This is a genomic window from Mycobacterium pseudokansasii (assembly GCF_900566075.1).
GTDB classification, from domain to species: Bacteria; Actinomycetota; Actinomycetes; order Mycobacteriales; family Mycobacteriaceae; genus Mycobacterium; species Mycobacterium pseudokansasii.
Genome location: NZ_UPHU01000001.1, coordinates 3,027,482 through 3,052,631 on the forward strand (window position 1 = coordinate 3,027,482; position 25,150 = coordinate 3,052,631).

20 protein-coding genes, 1 tRNA gene and 4 pseudogenes are annotated in these 25,150 nt (G+C 64.9%); 14 read left to right on the forward strand and 11 right to left on the reverse strand.

From position 1 onward, the window contains the following. Both EET10_RS13740 and EET10_RS13745 read left to right on the forward strand, forming a co-directional pair. The gene (locus EET10_RS13740; protein WP_036403274.1) at window positions 1-468 is read left to right on the forward strand and encodes a lipocalin-like domain-containing protein; all 468 of its coding nucleotides are present in this window, start codon (window positions 1-3) and stop codon (window positions 466-468) included. Between the two features lie 68 nt (window positions 469-536). Further along, a tRNA-Pro gene (locus EET10_RS13745) sits at window positions 537-610 on the forward strand. 155 nt (window positions 611-765) lie between these two features. Here EET10_RS13745 and EET10_RS30835 read toward each other — a convergent pair. The 4 genes and pseudogenes from EET10_RS30835 to EET10_RS13765 form a co-directional block, all read right to left on the reverse strand. Continuing rightward, entirely contained in the window at window positions 766-1,047 is a 282-nt protein-coding gene (locus EET10_RS30835; RefSeq protein WP_321191547.1) for an HNH endonuclease, read from the reverse strand. Further along, window positions 1,011-1,334 carry a hypothetical protein gene (locus EET10_RS30840; RefSeq protein ID WP_051490522.1) on the reverse strand — a complete coding sequence of 108 codons (324 nt, stop codon included), beginning with the start codon at window positions 1,332-1,334 and terminating at the stop codon, window positions 1,011-1,013. The genes EET10_RS30835 and EET10_RS30840 overlap by 37 nt, the downstream gene beginning before the upstream one ends. Before the next feature lie 10 nt (window positions 1,335-1,344). Beyond that, window positions 1,345-1,530, reverse strand: a complete 186-nt coding sequence (locus tag EET10_RS30225) for a hypothetical protein (protein WP_211187939.1) — start codon at window positions 1,528-1,530, stop codon at window positions 1,345-1,347. 1,054 nt (window positions 1,531-2,584) lie between these two features. Then, a pseudogene (locus EET10_RS13765) lies at window positions 2,585-2,918 on the reverse strand (transposase); the annotation flags it as partial. On the opposite strand from EET10_RS13765, the pseudogene EET10_RS30845 reads away from it, so the two are divergent. Together EET10_RS30845 and EET10_RS13770 are read left to right on the forward strand one after the other, a co-directional pair. After that, a pseudogene (locus EET10_RS30845) lies at window positions 2,913-3,096 on the forward strand (transposase); the annotation flags it as partial. The pseudogenes EET10_RS13765 and EET10_RS30845 sit on opposite strands and share 6 nt — an antisense overlap. A gap of 40 nt (window positions 3,097-3,136) precedes the next feature. Next, window positions 3,137-3,427, forward strand: coding sequence for a sensor domain-containing protein (locus tag EET10_RS13770; RefSeq protein ID WP_167480174.1), 291 nt, complete (start codon window positions 3,137-3,139; stop codon window positions 3,425-3,427). A 202-nt stretch (window positions 3,428-3,629) separates the two neighbouring features. Here EET10_RS13770 and EET10_RS13775 read toward each other — a convergent pair whose 3' ends face one another. Next, window positions 3,630-5,879, reverse strand: coding sequence for a beta-glucosidase (locus tag EET10_RS13775; RefSeq protein WP_218028462.1), 2,250 nt, complete (start codon window positions 5,877-5,879; stop codon window positions 3,630-3,632). 327 nt (window positions 5,880-6,206) lie between these two features. Here EET10_RS13775 and EET10_RS13780 point away from each other — a divergent pair, with 327 nt between their 5' ends. Continuing rightward, on the forward strand, window positions 6,207-6,692 hold the full coding sequence (locus EET10_RS13780; protein WP_122502222.1) for a pyridoxamine 5'-phosphate oxidase family protein: 486 nt from the start codon (window positions 6,207-6,209) through the stop codon (window positions 6,690-6,692). Here EET10_RS13780 and EET10_RS13785 read toward each other — a convergent pair. From EET10_RS13785 to EET10_RS13800, 4 genes are all read right to left on the reverse strand, one after another. Beyond that, on the reverse strand, window positions 6,679-7,167 hold the full coding sequence (locus EET10_RS13785) for a hypothetical protein (protein ID WP_122502223.1): 489 nt from the start codon (window positions 7,165-7,167) through the stop codon (window positions 6,679-6,681). The genes EET10_RS13780 and EET10_RS13785 overlap by 14 nt on opposite strands. A 360-nt stretch (window positions 7,168-7,527) precedes the next feature. Then, the gene (locus tag EET10_RS13790) at window positions 7,528-8,184 is read right to left on the reverse strand and encodes a VldE C-terminal domain-containing protein (protein WP_174719733.1); all 657 of its coding nucleotides are present in this window, start codon (window positions 8,182-8,184) and stop codon (window positions 7,528-7,530) included. 86 nt (window positions 8,185-8,270) lie between these two features. Further along, entirely contained in the window at window positions 8,271-10,808 is a 2,538-nt protein-coding gene (locus EET10_RS13795) for a glycogen/starch/alpha-glucan phosphorylase (protein WP_122502787.1), read from the reverse strand. Window positions 10,809-10,918: 110 nt separating this feature from the next. Then, on the reverse strand, window positions 10,919-12,016 hold the full coding sequence (locus tag EET10_RS13800) for a GGDEF domain-containing protein (RefSeq protein WP_122502224.1): 1,098 nt from the start codon (window positions 12,014-12,016) through the stop codon (window positions 10,919-10,921). 537 nt (window positions 12,017-12,553) lie between these two features. On the opposite strand from EET10_RS13800, the gene EET10_RS13805 reads away from it, so the two are divergent. The 3 genes and pseudogenes from EET10_RS13805 to EET10_RS13815 all read left to right on the forward strand — a co-directional run. Then, window positions 12,554-12,784 carry an MbtH family protein gene (locus tag EET10_RS13805; RefSeq protein ID WP_036403258.1) on the forward strand — a complete coding sequence of 77 codons (231 nt, stop codon included), beginning with the start codon at window positions 12,554-12,556 and terminating at the stop codon, window positions 12,782-12,784. Between the two features lie 57 nt (window positions 12,785-12,841). Next, window positions 12,842-14,129 (forward strand): annotated as a pseudogene (locus EET10_RS30850) (condensation domain-containing protein); the annotation flags it as partial. A gap of 53 nt (window positions 14,130-14,182) precedes the next feature. Continuing rightward, window positions 14,183-14,695 (forward strand): annotated as a pseudogene (locus EET10_RS13815) (MMPL family transporter); the annotation flags it as partial. A gap of 165 nt (window positions 14,696-14,860) precedes the next feature. On the opposite strand, the gene EET10_RS13820 reads toward EET10_RS13815, so the two are convergent. Then, entirely contained in the window at window positions 14,861-15,724 is an 864-nt protein-coding gene (locus tag EET10_RS13820) for an SCO6745 family protein (protein ID WP_036403249.1), read from the reverse strand. A 290-nt stretch (window positions 15,725-16,014) separates the two neighbouring features. Here EET10_RS13820 and EET10_RS13825 point away from each other — a divergent pair, with 290 nt between their 5' ends. The 5 genes from EET10_RS13825 to EET10_RS13845 all read left to right on the forward strand — a co-directional run bounded on the left by EET10_RS13825 (window position 16,015) and on the right by EET10_RS13845 (window position 22,803). Next, window positions 16,015-17,511: an MFS transporter gene (locus tag EET10_RS13825; RefSeq protein WP_036403246.1), complete on the forward strand. Its 1,497-nt coding sequence runs from the start codon at window positions 16,015-16,017 to the stop codon at window positions 17,509-17,511. Window positions 17,512-17,602: 91 nt separating this feature from the next. After that, a complete protein-coding gene (locus EET10_RS13830; RefSeq protein WP_167480175.1) occupies window positions 17,603-18,343 on the forward strand; it encodes a hypothetical protein in 741 nt (246 codons plus the stop codon). A gap of 170 nt (window positions 18,344-18,513) precedes the next feature. Next, window positions 18,514-20,367 (forward strand): serine/threonine protein kinase PknE, encoded by a 1,854-nt coding sequence (locus EET10_RS13835; RefSeq protein ID WP_036403244.1) that lies wholly within the window; start codon window positions 18,514-18,516, stop codon window positions 20,365-20,367. Window positions 20,368-20,502: 135 nt separating this feature from the next. Continuing rightward, the gene (mmaA2, locus tag EET10_RS13840) at window positions 20,503-21,366 is read left to right on the forward strand and encodes a cyclopropane mycolic acid synthase MmaA2 (RefSeq protein ID WP_122502225.1); all 864 of its coding nucleotides are present in this window, start codon (window positions 20,503-20,505) and stop codon (window positions 21,364-21,366) included. An 84-nt stretch (window positions 21,367-21,450) separates the two neighbouring features. Beyond that, on the forward strand, window positions 21,451-22,803 hold the full coding sequence (locus tag EET10_RS13845; protein ID WP_122502226.1) for an acyltransferase family protein: 1,353 nt from the start codon (window positions 21,451-21,453) through the stop codon (window positions 22,801-22,803). Here the strand turns inward: EET10_RS13845 and EET10_RS13850 are convergent. Next, window positions 22,770-24,266 (reverse strand): potassium/proton antiporter, encoded by a 1,497-nt coding sequence (locus EET10_RS13850; protein WP_036403238.1) that lies wholly within the window; start codon window positions 24,264-24,266, stop codon window positions 22,770-22,772. The genes EET10_RS13845 and EET10_RS13850 overlap by 34 nt on opposite strands. Window positions 24,267-24,418: 152 nt before the next feature. Between EET10_RS13850 and EET10_RS13855 the strand changes: the two genes are divergently transcribed. Continuing rightward, on the forward strand, window positions 24,419-25,123 hold the full coding sequence (locus EET10_RS13855; RefSeq protein ID WP_122502227.1) for a potassium channel family protein: 705 nt from the start codon (window positions 24,419-24,421) through the stop codon (window positions 25,121-25,123). Window positions 25,124-25,150 lie beyond the last annotated feature (27 nt).

The window sequence follows — 25,150 nt, forward strand, 5'->3', positions numbered from 1 at the left end:
ATGGCAAAAGCATTGCGTGACAATCTGGTTGGAGCCTGGGAGCTGGTGTCCTACGTCGAGCGGGACAGTCTCGACGGCCCGGTGCGATACCCCCTCGGTGCGGATGCGCAGGGTTTGATCATCTACACCCCGGACGGGTACATGTCGGCGCAGATCCAGTCGTCCGGGCGGCCCGACTACGACCGGCCGGTGGCCAGCGGCGGCACCACCGAGCAGGCGGCGGCCGCGGCGCTGGGGTATCTCGCCTACAGCGGACGGTACTTCGTCGACGAGTCCACGGGTGATCTCCGTCATGAGGCGAAGCTGTCCCTGGTGCCCAACTACCTGGGCCAGTTTCATCTACGGCACAGCGACCTCGACGGTGACAAGCTGACCCTGTCGTCGGAGCTGACCCTGCCTGACGGGCGGACCGTGTACTCGTCTTTGGTGTGGAAGCGTGCCGAGCAGGCCGGTTCGCAGGTTGCCTAGGTGGTGGCCACGCTTGGGGTTGGTCTGCGGTAGGCTTTCGACCTGCCGCCGGCGGACTCACCGGCGACCGGGCTGTGGCGCAGTTTGGTAGCGCACTTGACTGGGGGTCAAGTGGTCGCAGGTTCAAATCCTGTCAGCCCGACTGGTGAAATTGGCTTTGAGCTGGAGCGATCCATTGCTGATACCTCAGCAGCGATTTAGCTCGTGGGAGTGTGGGATCAACCATTCGTGCACAACGTGCCGTTCTCGCCGCACTTGTCCGTTGGTCAAGTAGGGGATGGCTGTTTCGCGGGTCTGTCATCGTGCAGCGCGGAATTCGTCGAATCGTTCGGCCAGTTGATCGGCCGCCGGCCGGTCGGAGGCTCGCGCTGGAAGGGTAAGGGGTCGGCCGTCCATTTCTTGGAGGCCGTGCCGAAGCATCGGCCCATCGATTTCATCCATAAGGGCACGGTTGATGCGGACGACGTAATCCGGTGAGATTCCGAGCAGGTTTGTGTCGAAAGCAGCGTGGTGGATTTTGCAGAGGCTCAGACCGTTCTGGACTATCGGAAGGCCGTGTTGCTTGTTGTCGCCGATGATGTGGCAGCATCGAGGAGCTTGCCGTGCCGGAGGTAGTCGTAAGCGTAGCGAGAGTCGCCTACATGCATATCTGCGTACGGTCCGTTGGGGTTGGAGATCACTGACAACGTGGCCAGGAGTTCTCTGGGGTTCCGGATGCCGCGGTTTCGGTCGATGACTCGCCAGTGTTGGTCTCGGACTTGAAGTTGTTCGAGTTCGGCCCGACGGACTACGCCATTCTCGGCCACGATGTCGGCAAGTCTTTCGAAGATCAGTTGGCGAAGGTGCAGCTCGACTGCGCTGTCCATGGCTGGAGTCTTACAGGGTGGGCAGGGTTTCGGCGATGTCTTTGGTCAGCAGGTAGAGGTTAAGTTTGGCTTGATCGTCGGCATCGAGTGGTTCGAATCCGAACCGCTGCCACCAGCGCAACGCCTCGGCGTTGAGAGCGGTGACGACGACGGCACGGCAGGCAGCCTTGATGTTCAGTTCGGCCCCAGTAGCCATGATGTGCTCGACCATCGCGGTTGACGGAGGTCATCGACAAACTGGCGTAGCAGACAACCGCGTGGTTGGCGTCCGTAATCACCCATACCGCGGCGGTGTTGCCGCGCCGGTCCTGGCCGGCGTATCGACGCAGCCACTCGTCCAATGTTGTTTCGCCCGAGCTGAATTCGCTTCGGCAGTGTTTGTCCAGGTTAAGTGATGCAGGCCGGTGGAACTGCACCTCAGTCGAGCCAGGTGAACTTCGTCGGCCGGTGCAGTGCTTTCGCGAGCTCTCGTTGACCCGTGCGGGACGGCTGAGTCCCATTGCTTTACTCGAGTTAGGACGCGGCGGCCGGTGCCGCGATGTGAGGACTCGGGTAATCCGCTTGCCGCCCTGACGACGTCGCTCAGAACCTGGGTGTTGGATAGCTGCCGGGTTGGATATCCGGGCTGATCCGCGATGTCTCGTCACAGGAATGCTGGTGGCGGATCGTGTGTTGCGTGGCCGGACAAGACCAGCGTCGGCACGCGCCGGGTTGCCGGTGGGCTCAGGGGTTGACGCGAAGGCGCTGTTCTTGCGCGACGCCGCTCCGGACGCCGATTCGCCTCGGCCTCTGCGCAATTGAAGGTGGACCGCCACTAGCCGGGCGACGGCGCCGTTGGTCTTGACGTCGGCCGCGGGCTCGCGCACGCATATCGTCAGCCCCCGTCGGAGCCGACCTCGACAACGGGCCGCTTACGACTGCGCGAGTCGACCGTGACGATGACGATGTTCGGTCAAGCCGCGCGACGCTACCTTGCTGAGCGGACATCGACTGAGCGCGAACGGATTTGTGAACGAGACATCCGGTACGTTGTTGACTGCACCAGCCGAACTGCCGGCAGAGCACTGACTTACATTCAGCGCTAGCCTCGATTTTGCATGCCGGTGGGTTGAGGGGCGGTTTGATCGCTGGATTGGCTGTGGGGTAATTGTTTTCGGTTTGCGGCATGTTTACCTGTCCGGTGTCGCCGGGTTGGGCGAGGTTCCAGGGCCTTGGGTCTTTCGTGGTTGTTGGGACAGGTTGGTTGGGGGTCAGGGGAAGGCTGCGCGGATGCGGTGCCAGGCGGTGGTGATCGCTGTAGCCCACCGCCAGGTGGCGTCGATGCGCAGCCGCAGTTGTCGGGCGCCGCGGGTGATGCGGGCGGCTACGTGCAGCACCCGGTAGCGGAAGGTGGCGATCTCGCAGCGGGCGATCTCGGGTTGGTCGGGGAACCCGAGTAGTTTCGCCCAGGTAACGAGATCGTTTGCAGTCAAGATGATTTCGAGCCATGCGGCGTTCGCGCCGAAGCTGTGGCAGGTTATCTGTCTTGAACCGTACCGGGTTTCTTGCACACCTTCTTCTGAGGGAAGGATGGGCACGATGCCGAGCAAGTACGACGAGAACACCAAAGCCAAGGCGGTTCGATTGGTTCGCGAACACCGCGATGACTACGCCACGGAGTGGGCGGCGATGCGGGAGATCTCTGGCCGACTGGGGATGAGCGCGGAGACGCTGCGCAAGTGGGTGCGCCAGGCCGAGGTCGACCGCAGGCGAGACGGCCGGGCGCGCTGGCCTTTCCGTCCGCCGACAAGGCCGGTGAGTTCGTGCAGAATTCGGCCGAGAAGTGGAAGAACTGCGCCAACCAGACGATCAGCACCACGAACAGGGCCGGCGAGACCGTCAAATGGGCGTTGGCGAGTCTCAACGGCGAGCCGCCGAGTATCACGCTGAACGAGACCCAGGTAGGAGCCAGTAACAACTGGGGCTGCCAGCGTGCGCTGAGCGCGGTGTCCAATGTGGTCGTCGACGTCAACGTCAATGGCTGCGGATACCACATCGCCAATGAAGGTCGCCAGTTAGCCGACAAAATGGTCGCCAAAGTTAAGGGGCGATAGCGAGATAGGTGGTCAGCAATCTGCGCGGTACTGGGCAACGTGCGGCGCCGCAGCTAATTGTGGTCGCTGGCGCCGCCAGCGGCTTCTGCCGGGCTCCGGCCAGAGCGGTGATTCATCGTCGCTTCCGGTCCCACTCCGGGGCCACAGGACTCGAAAACAAGGGGGATTCACTCACCGGGGACGGACAACTCCTGAGCCGCATCTATCGGCCTTGAAGAGTGACGGCTACTTCCAGAGGCAGGTCGCGCGAAGAGTTTCCTGCCCATATCGCATATTCTCCGGGGACGAGCTGGAATGCGTTGCGGTCAACGTTGTAGATGGAAAGAAACAGCGGTTCCACATGTACCGTGACGGTCTTCGACTCACCAGGTTCGAGGGCGACCCTTTGCCAGCCGACCAGCCTGCGCGGAGGCTCCTGCGCACCTTCTGGCAAACCTGCGTAGATTTCAGCTATCTCCTGTCCGGCGCGCTTACCGGTATTGGTCACGCGGACCGTGACCTCAAGCGCGTCTCCGGGAGTGACGTTCAGGTCCGAGTAAGAGAAGGCGGTGTAGGACAGGCCAAATCCAAACGGAAACAGAGGCGTCCTATTCTCCGTGTCATACCATTTGTAGCCGACCTTCAGGCCTTCATCATAATTCACATCGAAGACTTTCGTGTCTACCTTGGGGTCGGGTAAGCCTGGCGCGGCGGTAAGTGGCTCGGCCGGCCGTGTTGTCGGGTCCGGATGTGGCATATCAGCCTCGCTTTTCGGGAACGTGATCGGCAACTTGCCTGACGGGTTGACATCGCCGAAAAGAATGGCGGCTATCGCCTGTCCGCCACGTATGCCCGGATACCACGATTCAAGCACGGCGCTCACCTGATCCAGCCAGGGCATGGTTACTGCTCCTCCCGTCTCAAGCACCACGATGGTATGCGGATTGGCCGCAGCGACGGCCTGAATCAGCGCGTCCTGATTGTTGGGGAGAGCGAGGTTGGGGAGATCGGCACCTTCCGACTCATGCTGGACAGCAAAGACAATCGCAACTTCGGAGGATTTTGCTAGCGCGGCTGCGGAGGCCGGATCGTTTCCAGGATTGTATTTGACTCTTGCCTGAGGAGCACGCTCGATAACCGCGTCTAATGGCGGCGAGCGGTGATAAACCCATTCGGGTAGGAGCGCCATGATATCGCCGCTATCGACACCGGGCGTAATAACGGGATTGCCTCCGGCGGGATCGACCTGCGCCGAACCGCCGCCCGAGATGACACCAACGTCGGCATGGCCGCCAATGACCGCGATGGATTTGATCGAGGACGCGTTCAGTGGCAGTTGGTTCTCCGCATTCTTCAGAAGCACTGCGCCAGCCTCCTCAACCCGCTGCGCGACCTTGAAGCCATGCATTACGTCGACCACCTTCGGATGCGCAGGATAGTCGATGACCCCGGTGGCGAATTCAGTGCGAAGGACGCGGTGCACCATGGAGTTCAGCTGGTGCTGGGAAACCTCTCCGCCCTGGACCGCATTCTTTAGTGGTTCGCCGAAATAGTCGTTGCCCGGCATTTCAATGTCAAGCCCGGCTCTGGCCGCGTTCACCGTGCTGTGCGTTCCGCCCCAATCGGAAACGACGAAGCCTTTAAATCTCCAGGCCTCGTCGAGGACATGGTGGAGGAGGTAATCGTTCTCGCAGGCATACGTGCCGTTGATCAAGTTGTAGGAGCACATGACCGCGCCGACGCCTGAATTACGGATGCCGATCTGAAACGCGAGCAAGTCCGACTCCTGCATCGAGCGCTTGTCGATAATGGAGTTGGCAAAGTGACGGCCATTCTCCTGGTCGTTGACTGCATAGTGCTTGATGTTGCCGATCACATGCTGATTCTGTAGACCCTTAATTTCCTCACCCACCAGGGTGCCGGCGAGAATCGGATCCTCGCCCTTGTATTCGAAGGTGCGGCCATTACGCGGTTCGCGGGAAATATTGACTCCGCCGCCCAACGACATGTTGAAGCCCTGGTCGCGAAGCTCGGTGCCGATGAGATCACCGTATTCGTATGCGATCTCCGGATCCCAGCTCGAGGCTTCAGCCACGCCGGAAGGCAGCGCCGTGGAATAGCGGCTACGCGCGGCCCCACGCGCAACACCAACAGCGGCATCGGACATCTGCAGGTCCGGAATCCCCAAGCGCTCAATACCGGGAATGAAACCCGCGCCTCCCAGAGAACGCACACCCGGAACTGATGTGGTTCCGTCAAGCAGAGTGCGCCATCCCATGCCGTGAAGCAACTGTATTTTTTCGTCGAGCGTCATCTGCTGGATGACCAGATCGGCCCGCTCATCCGGCGAGAGGTCTTTGTTTTCCCATGAGTGTTTGGGCACGATATTTACTGGCTGTCCGAATTGCGTGTACATTGGAGCCGAGGCGGCCAGAAATAATAATGCCAGTAGGAAAATTGCTGCTTTCAGCAAGGACCTGCGCATAATCATCAATCGTGCTCCATAAATCTTGTCAGATCGATCAGCTCCTACCGTTTCGGTTCTTATTCTGGTAAATCATCGACCATCGCAACAGCCACCAGATCACGTGCTCCGAGCTTGCGCTTGTTGGCAATGACGTTCGGCCTCGCCCGTTCTCCAGTAAAGGGCCTTTCGACCCCGATGCGTTTCCAGAGTGCCCCGCTCCTTACCTCAACTACCGACCACTCAACCCGCAACCACTGACAACCCCGACCGGCTGATGTTTCTGGGTGCCCGTGGGTGTCAGGCCAAGGCGGACCGGGTAGGAGTGTCGGTGTGATGAATAAGCAAGAGTTGGCTCGGGAGCTTGGCCACCCAGAAGCCCAGAAGCTGCTCTCCGGCTCCCTGGCCCGACTCGCCTACAACGGACACGATGGCCTCCCGCGGGTCATCCCGGTCGGGTTCTACTGGACCGGCGAACGCATCGTTGTCTCCACGGCACCAACCTCCCCGAAAGTCGGCTCCCTTTCGCGGCGTCCGCAAGTTGCATTGACGATCGACACCGGCTCCACCCCACACGAGGCGAAGGCCCTGCTGGTGCGTGGCCTCGCCACACCGCAAACCGTCGACGGCGTCACCGACGAATACCTCGCGGCAGCGAGGAGGTCAATCGACGAAGCCCAACTTGCCGAGTTCGAACACAACGTGCGGTTGACGTATCAGCAGATGGTGCGCATCTCGATCGAGCCGCGCTGGGCGCGGCTTTATGACTTTGGCGCCGGCCGGTTACCGGCTTTTCTCGCGGACCTGGTCAAGGATCGTTAACCAGACTCGGGTCCGGGCATTGCATCGCACAACCGAATTGGCACCCGGTGGCAATGCAATCACAGCCCGAGCGTGCCGTGGTGTCGCTGGCCTCAGGTAGACGCTGCCGCGGGCTCCCGGCGAAGCCGGGGCCGACCGACGCCGCTACGGCACGGCGCTCGATTGCGGCATCGGCGGTGACGTTGAACCGCAGGTCGCGGCGGTCCCGGATGCGGGCAGTGTAATCGGTTTCCGACGGATGGAGTCCGCGGTTCTGCGCCCACGACCGCAACGCCGCCGTCGCCGCCGCGACCTTGGCCGGGTTGACCTGCATGAGTTGCTCCGGGGCTGGCACACGACCCTGCCGCCAGATGTCGAGCTGCGATGGCACAAGCCAGTTCAGGCCGACCAACACATCGATCGCGCTGACGAATCGCCGTTCCGCGAGCACCACCTCGGCTCGCGTGACGCGCTGTTCCAGGTCCGGCCGTGTCATAGCCTGGCCAGGCCTAACCCGCGGGGCGTGCTCGGCGAAACAGTGGCCACCCGCAGACCGCGCCATTGGCTTCCCGAAAGCATCAGTGGCACAGGGCTTCTCACGCCAACTCGCGGAACATCATGGCGGCCGGCAACCAGGAATGCATGCAGTCGGCTACCCGGTCGCCGAGGACGCTGGGTGACTGAGGCGCCACGTGTCCGCTGTCCTGGCGCGATAAGCTTCAAACCCTTCGCGCGGCGGCAGGTGTGAAGCCTGCGCATGCACGGCCTCTGGCAGATATGCCCGCTATCACATGTGATAGCGGGCATATGCAGGCAACTCCCGGGCCGCACGGACTGGTCGCGGTCAAGACTGGCATCACTGTGGGTGCATGGGCCGCATGGATCCGATGAAGTATTTTTCCTGCCCGGTGGGGTATCCGCCACCGTCGGTGGCGATATGAACGTGGTCGTAGTGGTTGAGGGTTTCGGAGCCGTAGTCGGCCGTCCAGCTCGGGGCGCCGATGCCCGGGTAGAGCTTCTGCCGCCAGATCACATGGAGCACGCCCCAACGTTTGGCGTTTGCCAGGGCATACCCGGCGATCTGGTTTCCGAGCTCGATACCGGCGGGGGAGCCATGATCGGGGATCATCACGTCGATCGCCAACCCGTTGGGATGCCACTTCAGGGGATCCTGCCGAAACCCGTAGATGGTGCTGATCTGGGGAAAGAGCACGCTGATGGCACGGGCCGCCCAGATGGTCTTGATCTGCAGCCCCTGCTCGGATGCGACGCCGACAGGTAATGCCATTTGGAAGTCCTGGCCGGCGACGGGTGCGCCTGCCGCCAACATGTCCACCTCCGCCGGACTGGCGGTGGGTGCTGTGCCGGGCGGCGCAGCTGCGGTACTCGTCGGGGTTGCTGCCGGGGTCTGGACGCAGCACGGCCGCTCAGTGGCTTGGGCGTAGATCATGGCGGCAGAGACGACGAGTGAGACCGCGATTGCCAACCAGCGGCCTCGCCCGTTGGCTAACACGGCGGTGCCCACGCACAGCACTCTAGTGGCGTGTGCGACGCATGTGGCAGTCCTTTTGATCTTTTTTTGCACGGGTCCCCACGCGGTTAGTCGTTCGGGGATCCGATGGGCACCGGCGTGATGTTCCAGATGTCGTCGCAGTACTCGGCGATGGCCCGGTCCGAGGAGAACTTCCCGCTGTGCGCGGAGTTGAGGATCGACTTACGAGTCCAGCTTTCGGTGTCCCGCCAGGTGGTATCGACCTGCTGCTGGGCGCGCAGATAGTCGGCGTAGTCCGCGATGACCAAAAACGGATCGTGGTCGGTCAGGTTGGCGATCAGCGGGGCGAACACCGCGGTGTCGCCGCGCGAGAACCGGCCGTCGGCGATCAGGCCGAGAACCGCCGCGAGCTCCTCGTTTTCGCGGATATAGTCGCCCGGTCGATAGCCGTCGTGCAGCACGCGTTGCACCTCTTGGACCGTCAGCCCGAAGAGAAAGAAGTTCTCCGCACCGACCTGTTCGCGGATCTCGACGTTGGCGCCGTCGAGCGTGCCGATGGTCAGCGCCCCGTTCATCATGAATTTCATGTTCCCGGTGCCCGATGCCTCCTTGCCGGCGGTCGAGATCTGCTCGGACAGATCTGCTGCGGGATAGATCACCTGCGCGTTCTGGACGTTGAAGTTGGGAATGAAGGCTACTTTCATGCGGTCGTTGACGTCCGGATCGGCGTTGACGGTTTCCGCGACGGAGTTGACCAGCTTGATCATGAGTTTGGCCATGGTGTAACCGGGTGCCGCCTTGCCGCCGAAAATGTATGCACGCGGCGCTATTTCGAGATGCGGGCGCTGCTTGAGCCGGTGGTAGGCGGTGACGATGTGCAGCAGGTTGAGGTGCTGACGCTTGTATTCGTGAATGCGCTTGACCTGGATGTCGAAGAGCCAGTCCGGATCCACCGCGATACCGGTGTTAGCTCGTACGTAGTCCGACAGCCGCGCCTTGTTCTCCCGCTTGACGGCCCGCCACCGCTGCTGCAGCGCGGGATCACCCGCCAGCGGGGCCAGCTCGCGCAACCTGTCGAGGTCACGCAACCACCCTTCCCCGAGTGTCTCGTCGAGCAGTCGGCGCAGGCCGGGATTGGACAGGGCGACGAAGCGGCGCGGGGTCACCCCGTTGGTCTTGTTGCTGAACCGCTCCGGCCACATCTCGTAGAAGTCTTTGAGCACAGTGGTTTTCAGAAGCTCGGAGTGCAGCGCCGCGACACCGTTGACGGCATGGCTGCCGACGGTCGCCAGGTGTGCCATGCGAATCCGCCGCTCGCCGCCCTCGTCGATCAGCGACATCCGCCGGACGCGGTCCTCGTCACCGGGGAACCGTGCGCGCACCTCGTCGAGGAAGCGGCGGTTGATCTCATAGATGATTTCCAGGTGCCGCGGCAGGAATCGCTGAAACATTGACAGCGGCCAGGTTTCGAGGGCCTCGGGCAGCAGGGTGTGGTTGGTGTAGGCCAATGATGCCACGGTGATCTGCCATGCCTCGTCCCAGTCGAGATCACGTTCGTCGACGAGCAGGCGCATCAGCTCGGCGACGGCGATCGAGGGGTGGGTGTCGTTGAGTTGTATCGCGACCCGGTTCGAGAGCTCCCGGACCGGCAGGCCGGCGAAGTCTTCGAGCAGGTGCAGCATGTCCTGCAGCGAGCAAGACACGAAGAAGTGCTGCTGGGCCAGCCGCAGTTGCTTGCCGACTTCCGGCTGATCATTGGGGTAGAGCACCTTGGTGAGGGTTTCGGAGACCACCTGGTCATCCACGGCGCGGTAGTAGTCGCCGGCGTTGAAGGCGTCCAGGGCAAGCGACTGGATGGCGCGGGCGCTCCATAGCGTGAGGGTGTTGCAGGTGTTGACGCCGTAGCCCTGAATGGGCGTGCCGTAGTAGACGCCCTTGGCCGCGCGCTGCGGGACCCAGCGCACCCGGTACCTGCCCTGCTCGTCGGTGTAGGACTCGGTGTGTCCGCCCCAGCCGACCTGATAGCTCAGTTCGGGTTTGGCGATCTCCCACGGATTGCCGTCGGCCAGCCAGTTGTCGGTCTTCTCCACCTGCCAGCCGTCGTGGATTTCCTGGTCGAAGATGCCGAACTCGTAGCGGATGCCATAACCGATGGCGGGACGCTCCAGGGTGGCCAGCGAGTCCAGGTAGCAGGCCGCTAACCGGCCCAGTCCGCCGTTGCCCAGGCCCGGCTCCTCCTCGCAGGCCAGCACCTCGTCGAGGTCTTGGCCCAGCGCGGCCAAGGCCGCCCGGGCCTGGTCCTCGAGCTGCAGGTTGAGCAGGTTGTTGCCCAAGTGCGGGCCGAGCAGGAACTCCGCCGACAGATAGCAGGCCACCTTGCGGGACAGGTCGAGATAGGTCTGGGTGGTCTCGATCCACCGCTGCTGCATCCGGTCACGCACGGCCAGCGCCAGAGCGCGGTAGTAGTGCTTGGGCTGCAGGAAGGCGGCCGGGCGGCCGAGGGAGTAGCGCAGGTGGTCCTCGATCGCCTGGAGCAGCGCGTGGGAACTCATGCCGGTACGGACATCCTCGACGCTGGAGGGTGCTGCGCCGGCAGCCGATGCTGTCGTCGACGATTGGGCAGCAGGCTGATTGGCATGGGTCATGTTGGGGCTTCCCTCATTGGTATTCCAGCTGTCGTGGTGCATGCGAGTATCGCACTGCGGATTGGCCGGTCGTTGCCGTATCCGCCGGTGGCCCGCGATCAGATCAGGCGTCAGTCGGCGAGCCGCGAGCTGGGGCTGGCTTTCTTTTCCGCATACATCAATTCGTCTGCCTGAGCGAGCAATTCGTCGATGGCATTGACGTCAGCCGCGCGCGCCCGCACCACGCCGATGCTGGCAGAAACGCGATAGGACCGGTGGCTGGTCTCGTTGAAATGTCGAAATCCCGCTACCAGCCGCGCCTTGAGCGTCGCGGAATCACAGTCGACATCAGTGACCAGGGCGCAGAATTCGTCGCCGCCCATGCGGGCGAGGATGGCCGACTCGGGCAGTGCGGTGCGCAGCACGCGGGCCACGTCGGCGATCAGTGTGTCGCCCACGTCGTGGCCCAGTTGATCGTTGACCCGTTTGAGTCCGTCGACGTCCAGGAACGCGAGCATGCAATCGCGACCCTGGCGGCGCGCCGCGCCAAGCGCCGCGTCGGCCAGCAGATAGAAACCGCGGCGGTTGTTGAGCCCGGTCAGTTCGTCGGTCACCGACAGGCGGCGGATCTCCTCATGGCCCTTTTCCAGCGCCGCGGTGCGGTCGCGTACACGCCGTTCCATTTCGACGTAGACCTGGACGTTCTCCATGGCGATCGAGGTCGAATCCGCCAGGGCTTGAAGCAAGCAGACCTCTTGTTCGGTAGGCCGGTGCTGCTGTGCCCAGTAGTTGCCGATCGCGCCGATCGGATCGAGCTTGCGGATCGGAACCATCACCAGGCTCTTGATGAACGTGGGGCGGTAGATGGTGTGTGGAATGCGGGGGTCGCGGTAGATATCCGGGACTACTGCCGCGTCTCGGTTGAGCATCGCCCAGCCGCTGATACAGGCCTCGACCGGGAAGCGGCTGCCCTTCCACAGCGGACCGATGGCGTCTTCGTCGGCGTAATAACACATGTCGTGCTCGCGCAGCACGAACGTGGCACCGTCACAACCGAGGAGTTCCCGCGCCGACGACCGGACAATTCGCTGTATGTCGGGCAGGCTGCGCGCCAACGACAATTCCTGGACGGCCTGCACGAGGCGTTCCATACCGCTGACATAGTCGAAAAGCGCAAATCGCAGAGGCGATGACGAAGCGGCGGGCACAGATAAATGCAGGGCGTTCATGCGCACCTCCGTGCAACTGGCCGCATCTGGGCGAAAGGCGCCGCCAACGCAGTCGTGTACTTTACACCGGTCGACGACATGTTGCCCTGGATCCGCCGATAATGGCCGGTTGACCAGGCAACTTCCGGTCCCTCGCGAACGCGGGATCCCTGAGCCCGGCGACTGCCGGTCAGTGCGGGTCTGGCCGTTGGCAACCACGATCGGGCGAACTCGGGAATTCTGCGGCGACTTCGCGCACGGGCCACCATCGGTGCGCTGCAACCTGCGGATATCCGGCCGCATGACCCGACCCTGGCGAATGCCGGATAGGCGTCCAACTGCGCCGATGCCGCGGCTCCTACCTGCGCAAGCGCCGACGGCGTCCCTGCCGTTCCGATGGTGGGATCGGTAGTCGCGGAGATCGTCCAGATTGAAAGAAGAGGTGCTAAGTTGACGTCGCCGGTCGGGGTCTGGAGCCGATATTTCGCAATACGGACTGTTCCGCGCTCGCCGGTTTGGCCCCTTGACCCGACCTTGTGCAGGCGCTGAGGAGAACCAGTGAGCATCAATCCGTTCGACGACGATAACGGCAGCTTTTTCGTTTTGGTCAACGACGAGGAGCAGCACAGTCTGTGGCCGGTGTTCGCCGATATTCCGGCCGGATGGCGTGTCGTTTTCGGTGAGGCGTCCCGGGCGGAGTGCCTCGATTACGTGGAACAGAACTGGACCGACATACGACCGAAGAGTCTGCGCGACAGGCTCGCCCGCAACGCCGGCTCTGACGCCTAAATTCCGCTCGGGATCGACGGTCCGATGAAACCTGACGAGCAGCCGCGTGGGAGGTCGGCCGATGGGCAGGTCGAGATCCGCGGTTATCGCATCGAGTTGGGTCAGATTCGGGCGGCATCAGCTGACCTGGCCGGGGTCGAGCAGGCGGTGGTCATCGCCCGTGAGCAGCACCCCGGTGACGAGCACCTGGTCGGTTATGTCACCGAATCGTTCCCGGGCGCGCTGGACCCGGCCGGGGTACGCGCGGAGCTGGCGGAGCGGCTGCCGTCGTACATGGTGCCGGTTGCGGTGGTGGTGTTGGAGGCGTTGCCGCTCACGGCCGACGGTGAAGTCGGCAGGCGGGTGCTCCCGGTGCCGGAATACCACGACAGCGATAGTTACCGCGCGATCGAGAAGGTCCTCGTCGACATCTTCGTTCAGGTTCTTCGGGGTAGCGCCGGAACGGGTTGGCGTCGACGAGTCGTTTTTCGACCTGGGCGGCGACTCGCTGTCGGCGATGCGCGCGATTGTCGCGGTCAACGCGGCCCTGGACGCCGACCTCAAAGTGGGTGCGCTGTTCAACGCCGCGACCATCGCCGCGTTGGCATCACGTATCGGCGGTAATAGAAGTGGGCCTAGGCCTTTGGTGGCTGTTGAGCGGCCCGCGGTGATTCCGTTGTCGTTCGCGCAACGCCGGTTGTGGTTCATCGACCAGCTGCAGGGTTCCTTGCCGGTCTACAACCGAGCGGTGGCGCTGCGGCTGACCGGCCACCTTGATGTCACCGCGCTCAATGCGGCCGTGGCCGATGTGGTGGGCCGCCACGAAAGCCTGCGCACGGTGTTTTCGACAATCGACGGCATACCCCGGCAACTGGTTCTCCCTGCAGAACAGGCCGATTTCGGCTGGGAGGTCATCGATGCGGCGGGATGGCCGCCTGCCCGGCTGACCGGGGCCATGGTGGACGCGACTCACTACCCCTTCGACCTGGGGACCGGAAACCCTTCGCGGGCAAAGCTTTTCAGAGTTGCCGAGCAGGAACATGCACTGGTGATTGTGGTGCACCACATCGCTGGGGACGGCTGGTCGATCGGTGTGCTGGCCGCTGATGTGGGTGTGGCGTATATGAGCCGATGCGTGGGCCGCGCCCCGGGTTGCGCCGAATTGCCGGTGCAGTAAGCCGATTACGCGTTGTGGCAGCGGGAAAGTCTCGGCGATCTGGCCGACCAGGCAAGTCCGCTGGCCGCCCAGGTGCGGTTTTGGGAAGATGCGCTGGCCGGCATGCCCGATCGCCTGCAACTTCCGACCGACCGGCCCTATCCCGCGGTCGCCGATCACCGCGGCGCCGCGCTGCCGGCGACCTGGCCGGCCTGCTTGCCAACTCATCCCGGAACCGGCCGCCGGCAACCCTGGGCGTGCAACTGCCAGTGTTGGTGTTCTGCACCGCATTCGGCCTCTCGATGGATTACGAGGTGTTCCTCATGGCGCGGACTCGGGAGTACTGGCTGACATCACACCGCGGATGGGGCGCCAACGACCGGAGTGTCGCATTCGGTGTGGCCCATACCGGCAGGGTGATCACCGCTGCGGTGCTGATCATGGCGATCTCCTTTGCGGCATTGATGGCCGCGCGGGTCTCGTTCATGTGGTTGTTCGGGTTCGGGTTGACCGTGGCGGTGCTGGTCGACGCCACGCTGGTGCGGATGCTGCTCGTGCCGGCGTTCATGCACGTGCTCGGCCGATCGAACTGGTGGGCGCCCAAACCGTTGGCGCGCCTGCATGATCGGCTGGGCTTCAGCGAGCACGTCCGCGCGTTCGGCACGCCACAGTGTGCAGCAGCATCGCCGCGAACCGGCAATTCCACCTGGCGGGTGGTCGGCCGCCGCGTGTTATTCGGCCAGCAGAATCAACCGCAGGGCGGCCCGCGTCTTTGACGGTATCCGCGTCGCCCGGGCCGCTGGTCCGAATGATGTTTCATCACAACACGCTTCGAAGCATGCGCTCGGGGAGGCCCACACCAAGCCGGCCGTCGAATTACCCGATGAGACCCGTCAGCAACCGCTTTGAGCAGCCGGGCCACGGTGATCGACCCAGGCCAGTCAAAAATTGCGCCGCAGCCTCATCGGCGTGACCGCCGGCATGTCACCCCCGTCGATCACCGTCCGGGCGATCGGGGTCAGCGCATCAAGCAACGCCTGCAGCTCGCCGTCGTCGAGACCGTCGTAGGCGTGCAGCGCCAGCGCGTCGGTGGTGTCCTCGATGTGCTGCTTCAGATCGCGTCCGGCGGACGTCAACGATCCATCCGCGTCGAGCAGACCGCGGCCGATCAGGCTTTGCTCGCAGGCGCGCCATTCGGCGTCGTCGTAGTGGCGGGTCTGCATGATGTAGTCGCGGGGCACCGCGTCCGCCGCGCAGTGCAACACGTTGGCCTCTCGCCCGGAGATACCGGCAGCGACCAGCACCGCGACATGACCGTCGCCGCGGTGCTCGCGCAGCAACGTGGTCGCATGCCAGAGCGCGGCAACCGGATCTTGGGGCCAGGGCAGGGCGAGGTTGGCCGCGAACAATGCTCGACCGTCAACCGGCGCCCGCCGCGCCGCGTCACCGGCCAAACGTGCTGCAGTGCGGACGTTTTCGTCGTCGTCGCGCAGGCCGTACCGCCGCAGCGCCGCCACCGCCGACGCTGCCCGGGCCCGCAACGCAAGGGGCGGCCCGGCGATTTCCCATGCCGTCGGTAGTGCCTTGGTCACCCGCGCGTGGGCGAAGTTGTAGAACACCGCGGTCACGACTTCGGGTGGCACCTGGCCCAGCGGGGCCGATCGAGCGGCGAAATAACCCATCCAAAATCCCCGGTAACCGAGAGTTGTCAGGGCCGCACGCGCCTCCGGCGCGAAGTACGTCACGGCATGGACGGGTTCGAAGCGGTCGTAGAGATGACGGGCAAGCTCAGGCACGCGTTGCATTCCTGGAGCTAACCACTCGGTTGAGGTATGCCTCCTCGGGCATCGCCGGCTCAGCGACGAACCCTCTCTGGCAGGGTTAGTTGAGACAGCAGAGTTCGAGCCCCCGAAACTACCGACCGCGGCATGGATCAACCCACCGGCCCCACAACCGAAAATAGTGTCCACATAGTGAGACGCTGTCTCAAACACCTTGACAGCTACCGGAACACAGGTCGAGTACGGGTATTGACCATGAGTTGGCTAGTGTCGCGGGCGGTGTTTGGTGCTGCCCACCCAGAACGGAGTCAGCCATGAGTGCGAGCGCACAAACCGGAATCATCACCACCCACGTACCGGCACGGCTGGACCGGCTGCCCTGGGGGCGGTTCCACTGGCGCGTCGTTGTCGGGCTGGGCGGCGTGTGGATTCTCGACGGACTCGAAGTCACGATGGTCGGCAACGTGTCGTCGCGCCTGACCGAGCACGGCAGCGGCATCGCGCTCAACGCCGCCGACATCGGCTTGGCGGCGTCGTTCTACATTGCCGGGGCCTGCCTGGGGGCGTTATTCTTCGGCCACCTGACGGACCGGTTCGGCCGGCGGAATCTGTTTCTGCTGACCCTCGCGGTGTACTTGATCGCCACCGTCGCAACCGCGTTCGCGTTTGCGCCGTGGTATTTCTTCCTGACGCGCTTTTTCACCGGCGCGGGCATAGGCGGTGAATACGCCGCCATCAATTCCGCGATCGACGAGCTGATCCCGGCGCGGGTACGCGGCCGGGTGGACCTGGTGATCAACGGGACCTACTGGCTGGGCTCGGCTGCCGGCGCGGCCGGGGCCCTGTTCCTGTTGGACACCTCGCACTTCCCGGCGAACATCGGATGGCGCCTGGCCTTCGGCGTCGGCGCCATCTTTGGGATCTTCGTTCTGCTCGTGCGGCGCAACGTTCCGGAAAGCCCCCGCTGGCTGTTCATCCACGGGCGCCAGCACGAAGCCGAGCGGATCGTCGGCGAAATCGAGGGGGAAGTGGAGCGCGACACCGGCCAACCGCTGCCCGAGCCGCAAGGGCGCCCACTGCGAGTGCGTCAGCGCCATGCGATTTCGTTCTGGGAGATCGCCAGGGTGGCATTCACGCGCTACCCCCGGCGCGCGGTACTCGGGCTGGCGCTGTTCATCGGCCAGGCTTTCCTCTACAACGGCGTGACGTTCAACCTCGGCACGCTGCTGAGCGGTTTCTACGGGGTCGCATCGGGGCACGTGCCGGTGTTCTTCATCGTGTGGGCGCTCAGTAATTTCGTCGGGCCCCTGGCGCTGGGGCGGCTGTTCGACACCGTCGGCCGCAAACCCATGATCACGTTCTCATACATCGGGTCCGCGGTCGTGGCCGTTGTGCTTGCGGTGCTGTTCGTGACTCGCACCGGTGGTGTCTGGACATTCATCGTCGTCCTGGCTGTGGCGTTCTTCCTGGCCTCGGCCGGGGCCAGCGCCGCTTATCTGACCGTGAGCGAGATCTTCCCGATGGAGACCCGGGCGCTGGCAATCGCGTTTTTCTACGCCGTCGGCACCGCGATCGGCGGGATCAGCGGCCCGTTGCTGTTCGGCCAGTTGATCAATTCCGGCCAGCGCAGCCAGGTGTTCTGGTCGTTCCTCATCGGTGCGGCGGTGATGGCCGCGGCCGGTCTGGTCGAACTGTGGCTTGGTGTCGCGGCCGAACGGCGTCCGCTCGAAGAGCTGGCCTTGCCGCTGACCGTGGCCGACGCCGAGCAGGACGACCAAACGGCGGATGCCCGCGAGGGCCAGCCCTCATGACCCGCACCGACGGGGCCGACCGGCCAGTGCGCGCGCCGCGATTGGTGTTCGATTACCTCGATGAGCACCGATCGACGCCGAGGATGTGGCAATGACGAGCACCCTGCTGGATGAGGCGCTGGAAGCCCACGGCGGGCTGCAGCCATGGCGATCCGCCGTCAGAATTCATGGGCGGGTACGCAGCGGCGGGCTGCTGGTCCGTACCCGCGTCCCGGGCAACCGGTTTGCCGACTACCGCATCACGGTCGACGTCCAGGAACCGCGCACGGTCATTGACCCGTTCCCGGTTGACGGGCAGCGCGGGGTCTTCGACAACGGGGCGGTGCGGATCGAGAGTCACGACGGCCACGTCCTCAGCTCACGGGCAAACCCGCGGCCGATGTTCTTCGGCCGCACGGGCCTGCGCCGGAACTTTCGGTGGGATCCGCTGGATTCGGTGTACTTCGCCGGCTACGCCATGTGGAATTACCTGACCACGCCCTACCTGCTGACGCGCGCCGGTGTCGAGGTCGACGAGGCAGGGACCTGGCAGCAGGGCGGGGAGACCTGGCGGCGGCTGAACGCGACGTTCCCGCCGCACATCCCTACCCACTCGCCGCGGCAGAGTTTCTATTTCGATGCCAGCGGTCGGCTGCGTCGACACGACTACGTCGCCGAGGTGGTCGGCTACTGGGCACGGGCCGCGCACTACTGCACCGAGCCCGCGCACGCCGGTGGGCTGGTTTTCCAGACGCGGCGGCGGGTCTACCCGATCGGCCCTGGCAATCGTTCGCTGCCCGGCCCGACGCTGGTGTCGATGCAGCTGAGCGACCTGCGGGTGGACACGGAATAGATTCGCTGTCGCCGCTTGCATTCTCGGTGTTCGTCGCGCCCCCCGGAGGGCCAAACCGTTAGCCTTATGCCTGCACGTCACCGCGTACCGCTCTGTGGCACCGGCAATGGGCTCCAGGCGTAGGCGCTGGTCGTCGGTTGGTGGGCGCGGAAGGCGGGTGAGGAGTCGGAATGGGTGATTCGGCCGCGGATTCGCGGGAGGGTTCGGAATTCGGTCCGTATCGACTGCGTCGTCTGGTAGGTCGAGGCGCCATGGGCGATGTCTATGAGGCCGAAGACACCGTGCGCGAGCGTGTCGTGGCGCTGAAGCTCATGTCGCCGACACTGTCCAGCGACCCGGTCTTCCGCACCCGGATGCAGCGCGAAGCCCGCACCGCGGGGCGGCTGCACGAACCGCATGTCGTGCCCATTCACGACTACGGCGAAATCGACGGGCAGCTCTACCTGGACATGCGCCTGATCGACGGCAAGGATCTGGCCACCATTTTGAAGCGCTACGGTCCGCTGACCCCGCCGCGAGCCGTGGCGGTGGTGCGCCAGATCGGCTCGGCCCTGGATGCCGCACACGCCGCCGGGGTGACCCATCGCGACGTGAAGCCGGAAAACATTCTGGTCAGCGGCGACGACTTCGCCTACCTCGTCGATTTCGGGATCGCCAGCGCCACCACCGACGAGAAGCTGACGCAGCTGGGCAGCACGGTGGGCACCCTTTACTACATGGCGCCGGAGCGTTTCGGCAACACCGAGGTCACCTATCGGGCCGACATCTACGCCTTGGCCTGCGTCTTGTACGAGTGCCTGACTGGATCACCGCCGTATCGAGGCGACCAGCTCAGCGTCATGGGTGCGCACCTGAGTCAGGCCATCCCCAGGCCCAGCGCCGCACGACCGGGGATCCCGGCCGCTTTCGACGAGGTGATCGCTCGCGGAATGGCCAAAGATCCGGCCGACCGATATGCCACCTGCGGCGACCTGTCCGCGGCCGCCTATGCGGCGCTGGCCACCCCCGACCAGGATCGGGCCACCGACATCTTGCAGCGCAGCCAGGTGGCCCAACTGCCGGCGGCGGTCGTCGGCCAGCCGCCCGCGGCTTTCGCACCGCCGCCGACTCCCGCCGGGTCACTGCCGCCGACTCCCGCCGGGTCACCACGCACCGGGTGGCCCCCGCCGTCGGCGCCCGGGTCGCCGGTGCCGACGGGCGCAGCACCGCAGCCCCCGTCCTGGGCCGGCGCTACCGGATGGGCCACGGGTTACAGCGGCACCACCGGGGCACCGCCATGGGGCCAACCGCCGGGGCCACCTTCAGTACCGCCCGCCGGCGGCGGCAAGCCGTGGCTTTGGGTGGGCGTTGCGGTGGCCTTCGTGGTAGCCATAACAGCCGGTCTGGGCATCGTTATCGCCCAGCCGTGGCGGTCGTCGGCACCGCGGCCGGGGCCTACGTCGTCGCCGCAGCCGGCCGACGCGGTTGAGCTTCGGGTGCTCAATGACGGCGTCTTTGTCGGCAGTTCCGCCGCCGCGACAACGATCGACATTTTCAACGAGCCGATCTGCCCGCCTTGCGGCGCTTTCATCAGGTCGTATGCGAGCGACATTGAAACCGCGGTGGCCGATAAGAAGCTCGCGGTGCGCTATCACCTGCTCAACTTCCTCGACGACCAATCGCACACCAAGAATTACTCGACGCGTGCGGTGGCGGCCTCATACTGCGTCGCGGCCCAAAATGATCCGAAGGTCTACAGCGATTTCTATTCCGCCTTGTTCGGCAGCGACTTCCAGCCCCAGGAAGGCGCCGCCTCCGACCGCACCGACGCCGAACTGGCACATCTGGCCCAGACCGTGGGCGCCAACACCACAGCGATCAGCTGCATCAAGTCAGGAAGTGACCGTGGCACCGCCCAGTCGAAGGCGGCCGCTGCCAGTGAGACCCTCGCCACGTTCAACGCCAATGGGACTCCATTCGTGTGGGACGGCAAGAAGGCCGTGGATCTGCAGAATTCGAGCTGGCTGACCAGGCTGACCGGATGACGTGGTCCGCTTGGAATTAGCGACGCGACACGGAATCGGCTAGCATTTCCCGGGCACGCCTTGGGGGATATTGTCGGTGCGCATTCGTGCGGGCACCATAAATCGGTCTCCGGGCCGGAAAGGCACTAGCAACCCATGGCTGGACAGCTGACGCCGCATTTCGACGACGTGCAGGCGCACTACGATTTGTCCGACGACTTCTTCCGGCTGTTCCTGGACCCGACCCAGACCTACAGCTGCGCCTACTTCGAGCGTGACGACATGACGCTGGAGGAGGCCCAGCTCGCCAAGATCGACTTGTCGCTGGGCAAGCTGGGCCTGCAGCCGGGCATGACGCTGCTCGACGTCGGCTGCGGCTGGGGCGCCACCATGCGCCGGGCCATCGAAAAGTACGACGTGAACGTCGTCGGCCTGACGTTGTCGAAAAACCAGGCCGCCCACGTCCAGAAGACCTTCGACGAGTTCGACAGCCCGCGCAGCCGGACGGTGTTGCTGGCGGGCTGGGAGCAGTTCGACGAGCCCGTCGACCGCATCGTGTCCATCGGCGCCTTCGAGCACTTCGGCCACGACCGTCACGCGGACTTCTTCGCGCGGGCATATCAGATGCTGCCCGCCGACGGCGCCATGCTGCTGCACACCATCACCGGTCTGACCATGCAGCAGATGGTCGATGCCGGCCTGCCGCTCACCTTGTGGTTGGCCCGCTTCCTGAAGTTCATCCAGACCGAGATCTTCCCGGGCGGTCATCCGCCGACCATCGAGATGGTGGCGGAGCAGTCCACCACGGCGGGCTTCACCCTGACTCGGCGCCAATCACTGCGACTGCATTACGCGCGGACCCTGGACCTGTGGGCCGAGGCTTTGCGGGCGCACCAGGACGAGGCCATCGCGATCCAGTCCGAAGAGGTCTACGAGCGCTACATGAAGTACCTGACCGGCTGCGCCAAACTTTTTCGCGACGGCTATATCGACGTCAACCAGTTCACCTTGCAGAAGTAGGGATTTCGGCTGCGGGCCACCTGACACCCTGGGACGGGTAGTCCTACTCATCCGCCGCGCCGTGCGGCTGCCCATGCTGGTCGCATGCCCGCGACCACGTTGAAGTCCTCTGTCAGTGCGCGTGCCATCGCGCGCCACACGCCCGCTGACCGCGACCGCGCCGTCGACGTCGCCCGCCTCGGCGCGCTGGTCGTCGTGATGTTCGGTCACTGCGCGCTGCTGCTGGCCACCATCGACTCCCATGGTGTCCGAATAGCCAACTTGCTCGGCCAGCTGCCGGCGCTAACCCCAATCACCTGGCTGGTTCAGGTGATGCCGCTGTTCTTCCTGGCCGGCGGTGCCGCGGGCGCATACGGCTGGCGCCGCGGCATGCCGTGGGGCACCTGGTTGTTCACCCGGGCGCAGCGGCTGTGCCGTCCGGTGTTCTGGTACCTCGCCGCGTGGATCGCCGCTCTGGTCGTGGTGCGTGTGACCGTCGGCTCCGAATCCGCGGCGGCACTCGGGAGCGAATGCGTCGCACTGTTGTGGTTCCTCGGCGTCTATCTCGTGGTGCTTGCCTTCGTGCCGGCGTTGACCAGGCTGGGGACGGGTCGCGGGGTGGCGGTTGCGGTCGGGTCGTTGCTGTTGGCAGCCGCCGTCGTCGACCAGATGCGGTTCGCGGTCGGCACTGCCGAGTCGGGCGTGGCGAACTTCGTGATCGTGTGGCTGATCCCGGTGGCCGTCGGTGTCGGCTATGCGCGCGGGCTGATCGGCCCTCGCGCGGCGATCGCGACGGCCGTCGGCGCGTTCACCACGCAGCTCACCCTCGCTCTGGTCGGGGTGTACGACGTGTCTTTGGTGGTGACAGGTGCCGAACGGATGTCCAACGTGTCGCCGCCGACGTTGTTGCTGGCGCTGCACTGCACGTGGATGTCGTGCGCGTTCGTCGTCGCCGCGGGCGCCCTCCGGCGGTGGGCGGCCCGACCGCGCGTCTGGCACGCCGTCGCGGTGGGTAACGGGGGAGCGATGACGCTCTACCTGTGGCACATCCCGTCGATCGCGGTTGCCGCCGTTGCCCTGCACGCCGCGGGCCTCGACGCATACGACGTGCACGCGCTCGGGTTCTGGGCTCGCCTGGCGCTGCGCGCCGTCGTCTTCGCCCTCGTCATGGCCGTGGTGTTTCGGCTGCTCGCGCCGCTCGAGCATCGACGGCTGCCATGGTGGGACGGGCCGGCTAACGCCACCGGCGCCCGGGCGGTGGCCGCCGGCGCACTGGTGGTCACGGCGGGTGTGGCGCTGGTGGCGATGGCCAAGGACGGGCTCGGCGGGATCGCGGGGTGGACAGCGCTGGGATGCTTCTTGGCGGCTTTGCTGGCTGCCCGGACGAGCTCGGGTCCGGTGTCGCGGCCGACGCCGGCCGCGCGTCAGTCGGGTTCGCCGTACTCGTCGAACCAGTAGGCGAGCTTGCCCCGCCGGCTCACCGCGCGAAGTCGCGACTCGGCTGCAGCCCGCGTCTTGCTGGTGGTGACGATCAGTAGTTCGTCGCCGCGCTCGATCCGCGTGTCGGGCATCGGGACGAAGGTGTGGCCGTTACGGATGATCAGGGTGATCACGGCCGGGTCGGGCAGCCGCAGCTCCAGGACGGTGACGTTGTGCAGGCGCGACGGCGGCTGCACGGTCATGGTCAGCAGTTCCGCGTCCAGCACGTCCAGTGGCGCCGCTTCCACCTGGATCTCGCGGGTGGCTTCGCGGGAAATCAGTCCCAGCCGATGCGCAATCGGGCGCAGGCTCGGGCCCTGCACCAAGGTGAATACCACGACCAGCATGAAGACGATGTTGAGCAGGCGATAACTGTCCGGGACGCCCGCGACGACCGGAAAGGTGGCCAGCACGATCGGCACCGCGCCGCGCAGACCCGCCCACGACAGGAAGACCTGGTCGTGCCACGGGATGCGGAACGCCGCCAACGATGCCACCACCGACAGGGGCCGGGCAATCAGCAGCAACAGCAGTCCGACGACGATCGCGGCCACCACGTCGTGCGCCACGTCGCCGGGGTCCACCAGCAGTCCGAGCAGCACGAACAGCCCGATCTGCGCCAGCCAGCCGACCCCCTCGGCGAACGACCGGGTTGCCGACCGGTGCGGCAGTCCCGAGTTGGCCAGCACCACCGAGGCCAGATAGGCGGCGATGAATCCGCTGGCGTGGCTTGCCCCTGCGGCCGCGAACGCCACCAAACCCAACCCGAAGGTCGCGATCGGGTACAGGCCGGAGGCGGGCAGCGCGATCCGTCGCAGTGCGAAGGCGCCCAGGTAGCCGATAGCCACCCCCACCGCGGCGCCGGTGAGGAGCTCGAACAGCAGGTCGGCGATCGCGCGCCCGGGCTCGACGGCGAATGGCACCGCACTGAACATCAACACCAGGATCACAGCGGGTGCATCGTTGAACCCGGATTCGGCCTCGAGCAGCCCGGCGACCCGCCGCGGCAGCGGAAGCACCCGCAGGACCGAGAACACCGCTGCGGCGTCGGTCGAGGAGACGATGGCTCCGAGCAACAGGGCCACCTGCCAGTCGACGCGCAGCAGCAGGTGTGCGCCAACGGCGGTAACCGCCATGCTGACGAGTACCCCGACGGTGGCCAATGTTGCCGCGGGTCCCAGCACCGTGCGGATGTCGGTGAACCGGGTGGTCAATCCGCCTTCGACGAGAATCAGGGCCAACGCCGCGGTACCAACGTTTCTGGCCAGCTGTACGTCGTCGAACTTCAACCCCAGCCCGTCCTCACCGACGGCGACGCCGACCAGCAGGAAGAGCAGCATGCTGGGAAATCCCACCCGAGTCGCCAACCGGGTGCCCACAATGCTGGCCAGCAGCACGAGGCCACCGATCAACAAAGCCAGATACAGCTGCTGCAAGCTCATTTGGTTTCCGTCCAGATGTGATCTCGGCGGCGGTAGCTCGGCGCGCGAAGCGGCGTGCTGCCAGTAAATCAGTACGGGTCGGCTCCGCTGTCGGGCGTACAGCCGGAAGTGCCGCGGCCATGAGACAAGATGATTGGGTGGCGACGGGAAAAATGCGGATCGGAATTGCCGGTGCGGGCAAGGTCGGCCGGTCGGTCGCCCAGGAATTGCTGGATCGCGGCCACAAGGTCTTGCTGATCGAACGGCAGCGGGACAACTTTGAACCACACACGGTTCCCGCCGCGGACTGGCTGCACTCCGACGCGTGCGAACTGTCGACGATGCACGAGGCCGGGGTGCAGACGTGCGACGTGCTGATCGCCGCCACCGGAGACGACAAGGCAAATCTGGTGATGGGTCTGCTGGCCAAGACCGAGTTCGAGGTGCCCCGGGTGGTGGCGCGGATCAACGACCTGCGCAACGAGTGGCTGTTCGGCCGCGCCTGGGGCATCGATGTGGCGGTCTCGACGCCGGGCGCCATGATCGCCGGTGTCGAGGGTGCCATCGACGTCGGCCACCTGGTGCGGATGATGGTGTTGCGCGAGGGCCGGGCGGCGCTGACGAAACTGACGCTGCCCGAAGACAATCCGCTGGTGGGGAGGCGAGTGTGCGAGCTTGACCTACCGGCCAACACCGCTTTGGTCACCGTGCTGCGAGGTGACGCGGTCAAAGTTCCGCAGCCCGACGACGTGCTCCGGGCCGGCGACGAGATGCTGTTCATCGCCGACAGCTTCCTGGAGCGCTCGGTGTGGGCCGCCATGTACAGCACCGCACCCGCACGTGCCTCGACCAGGCCGGGCCGCCCGCCGTCGGCCTGAGGGTTCGGCGGGGAGGGCGCGCCTAGC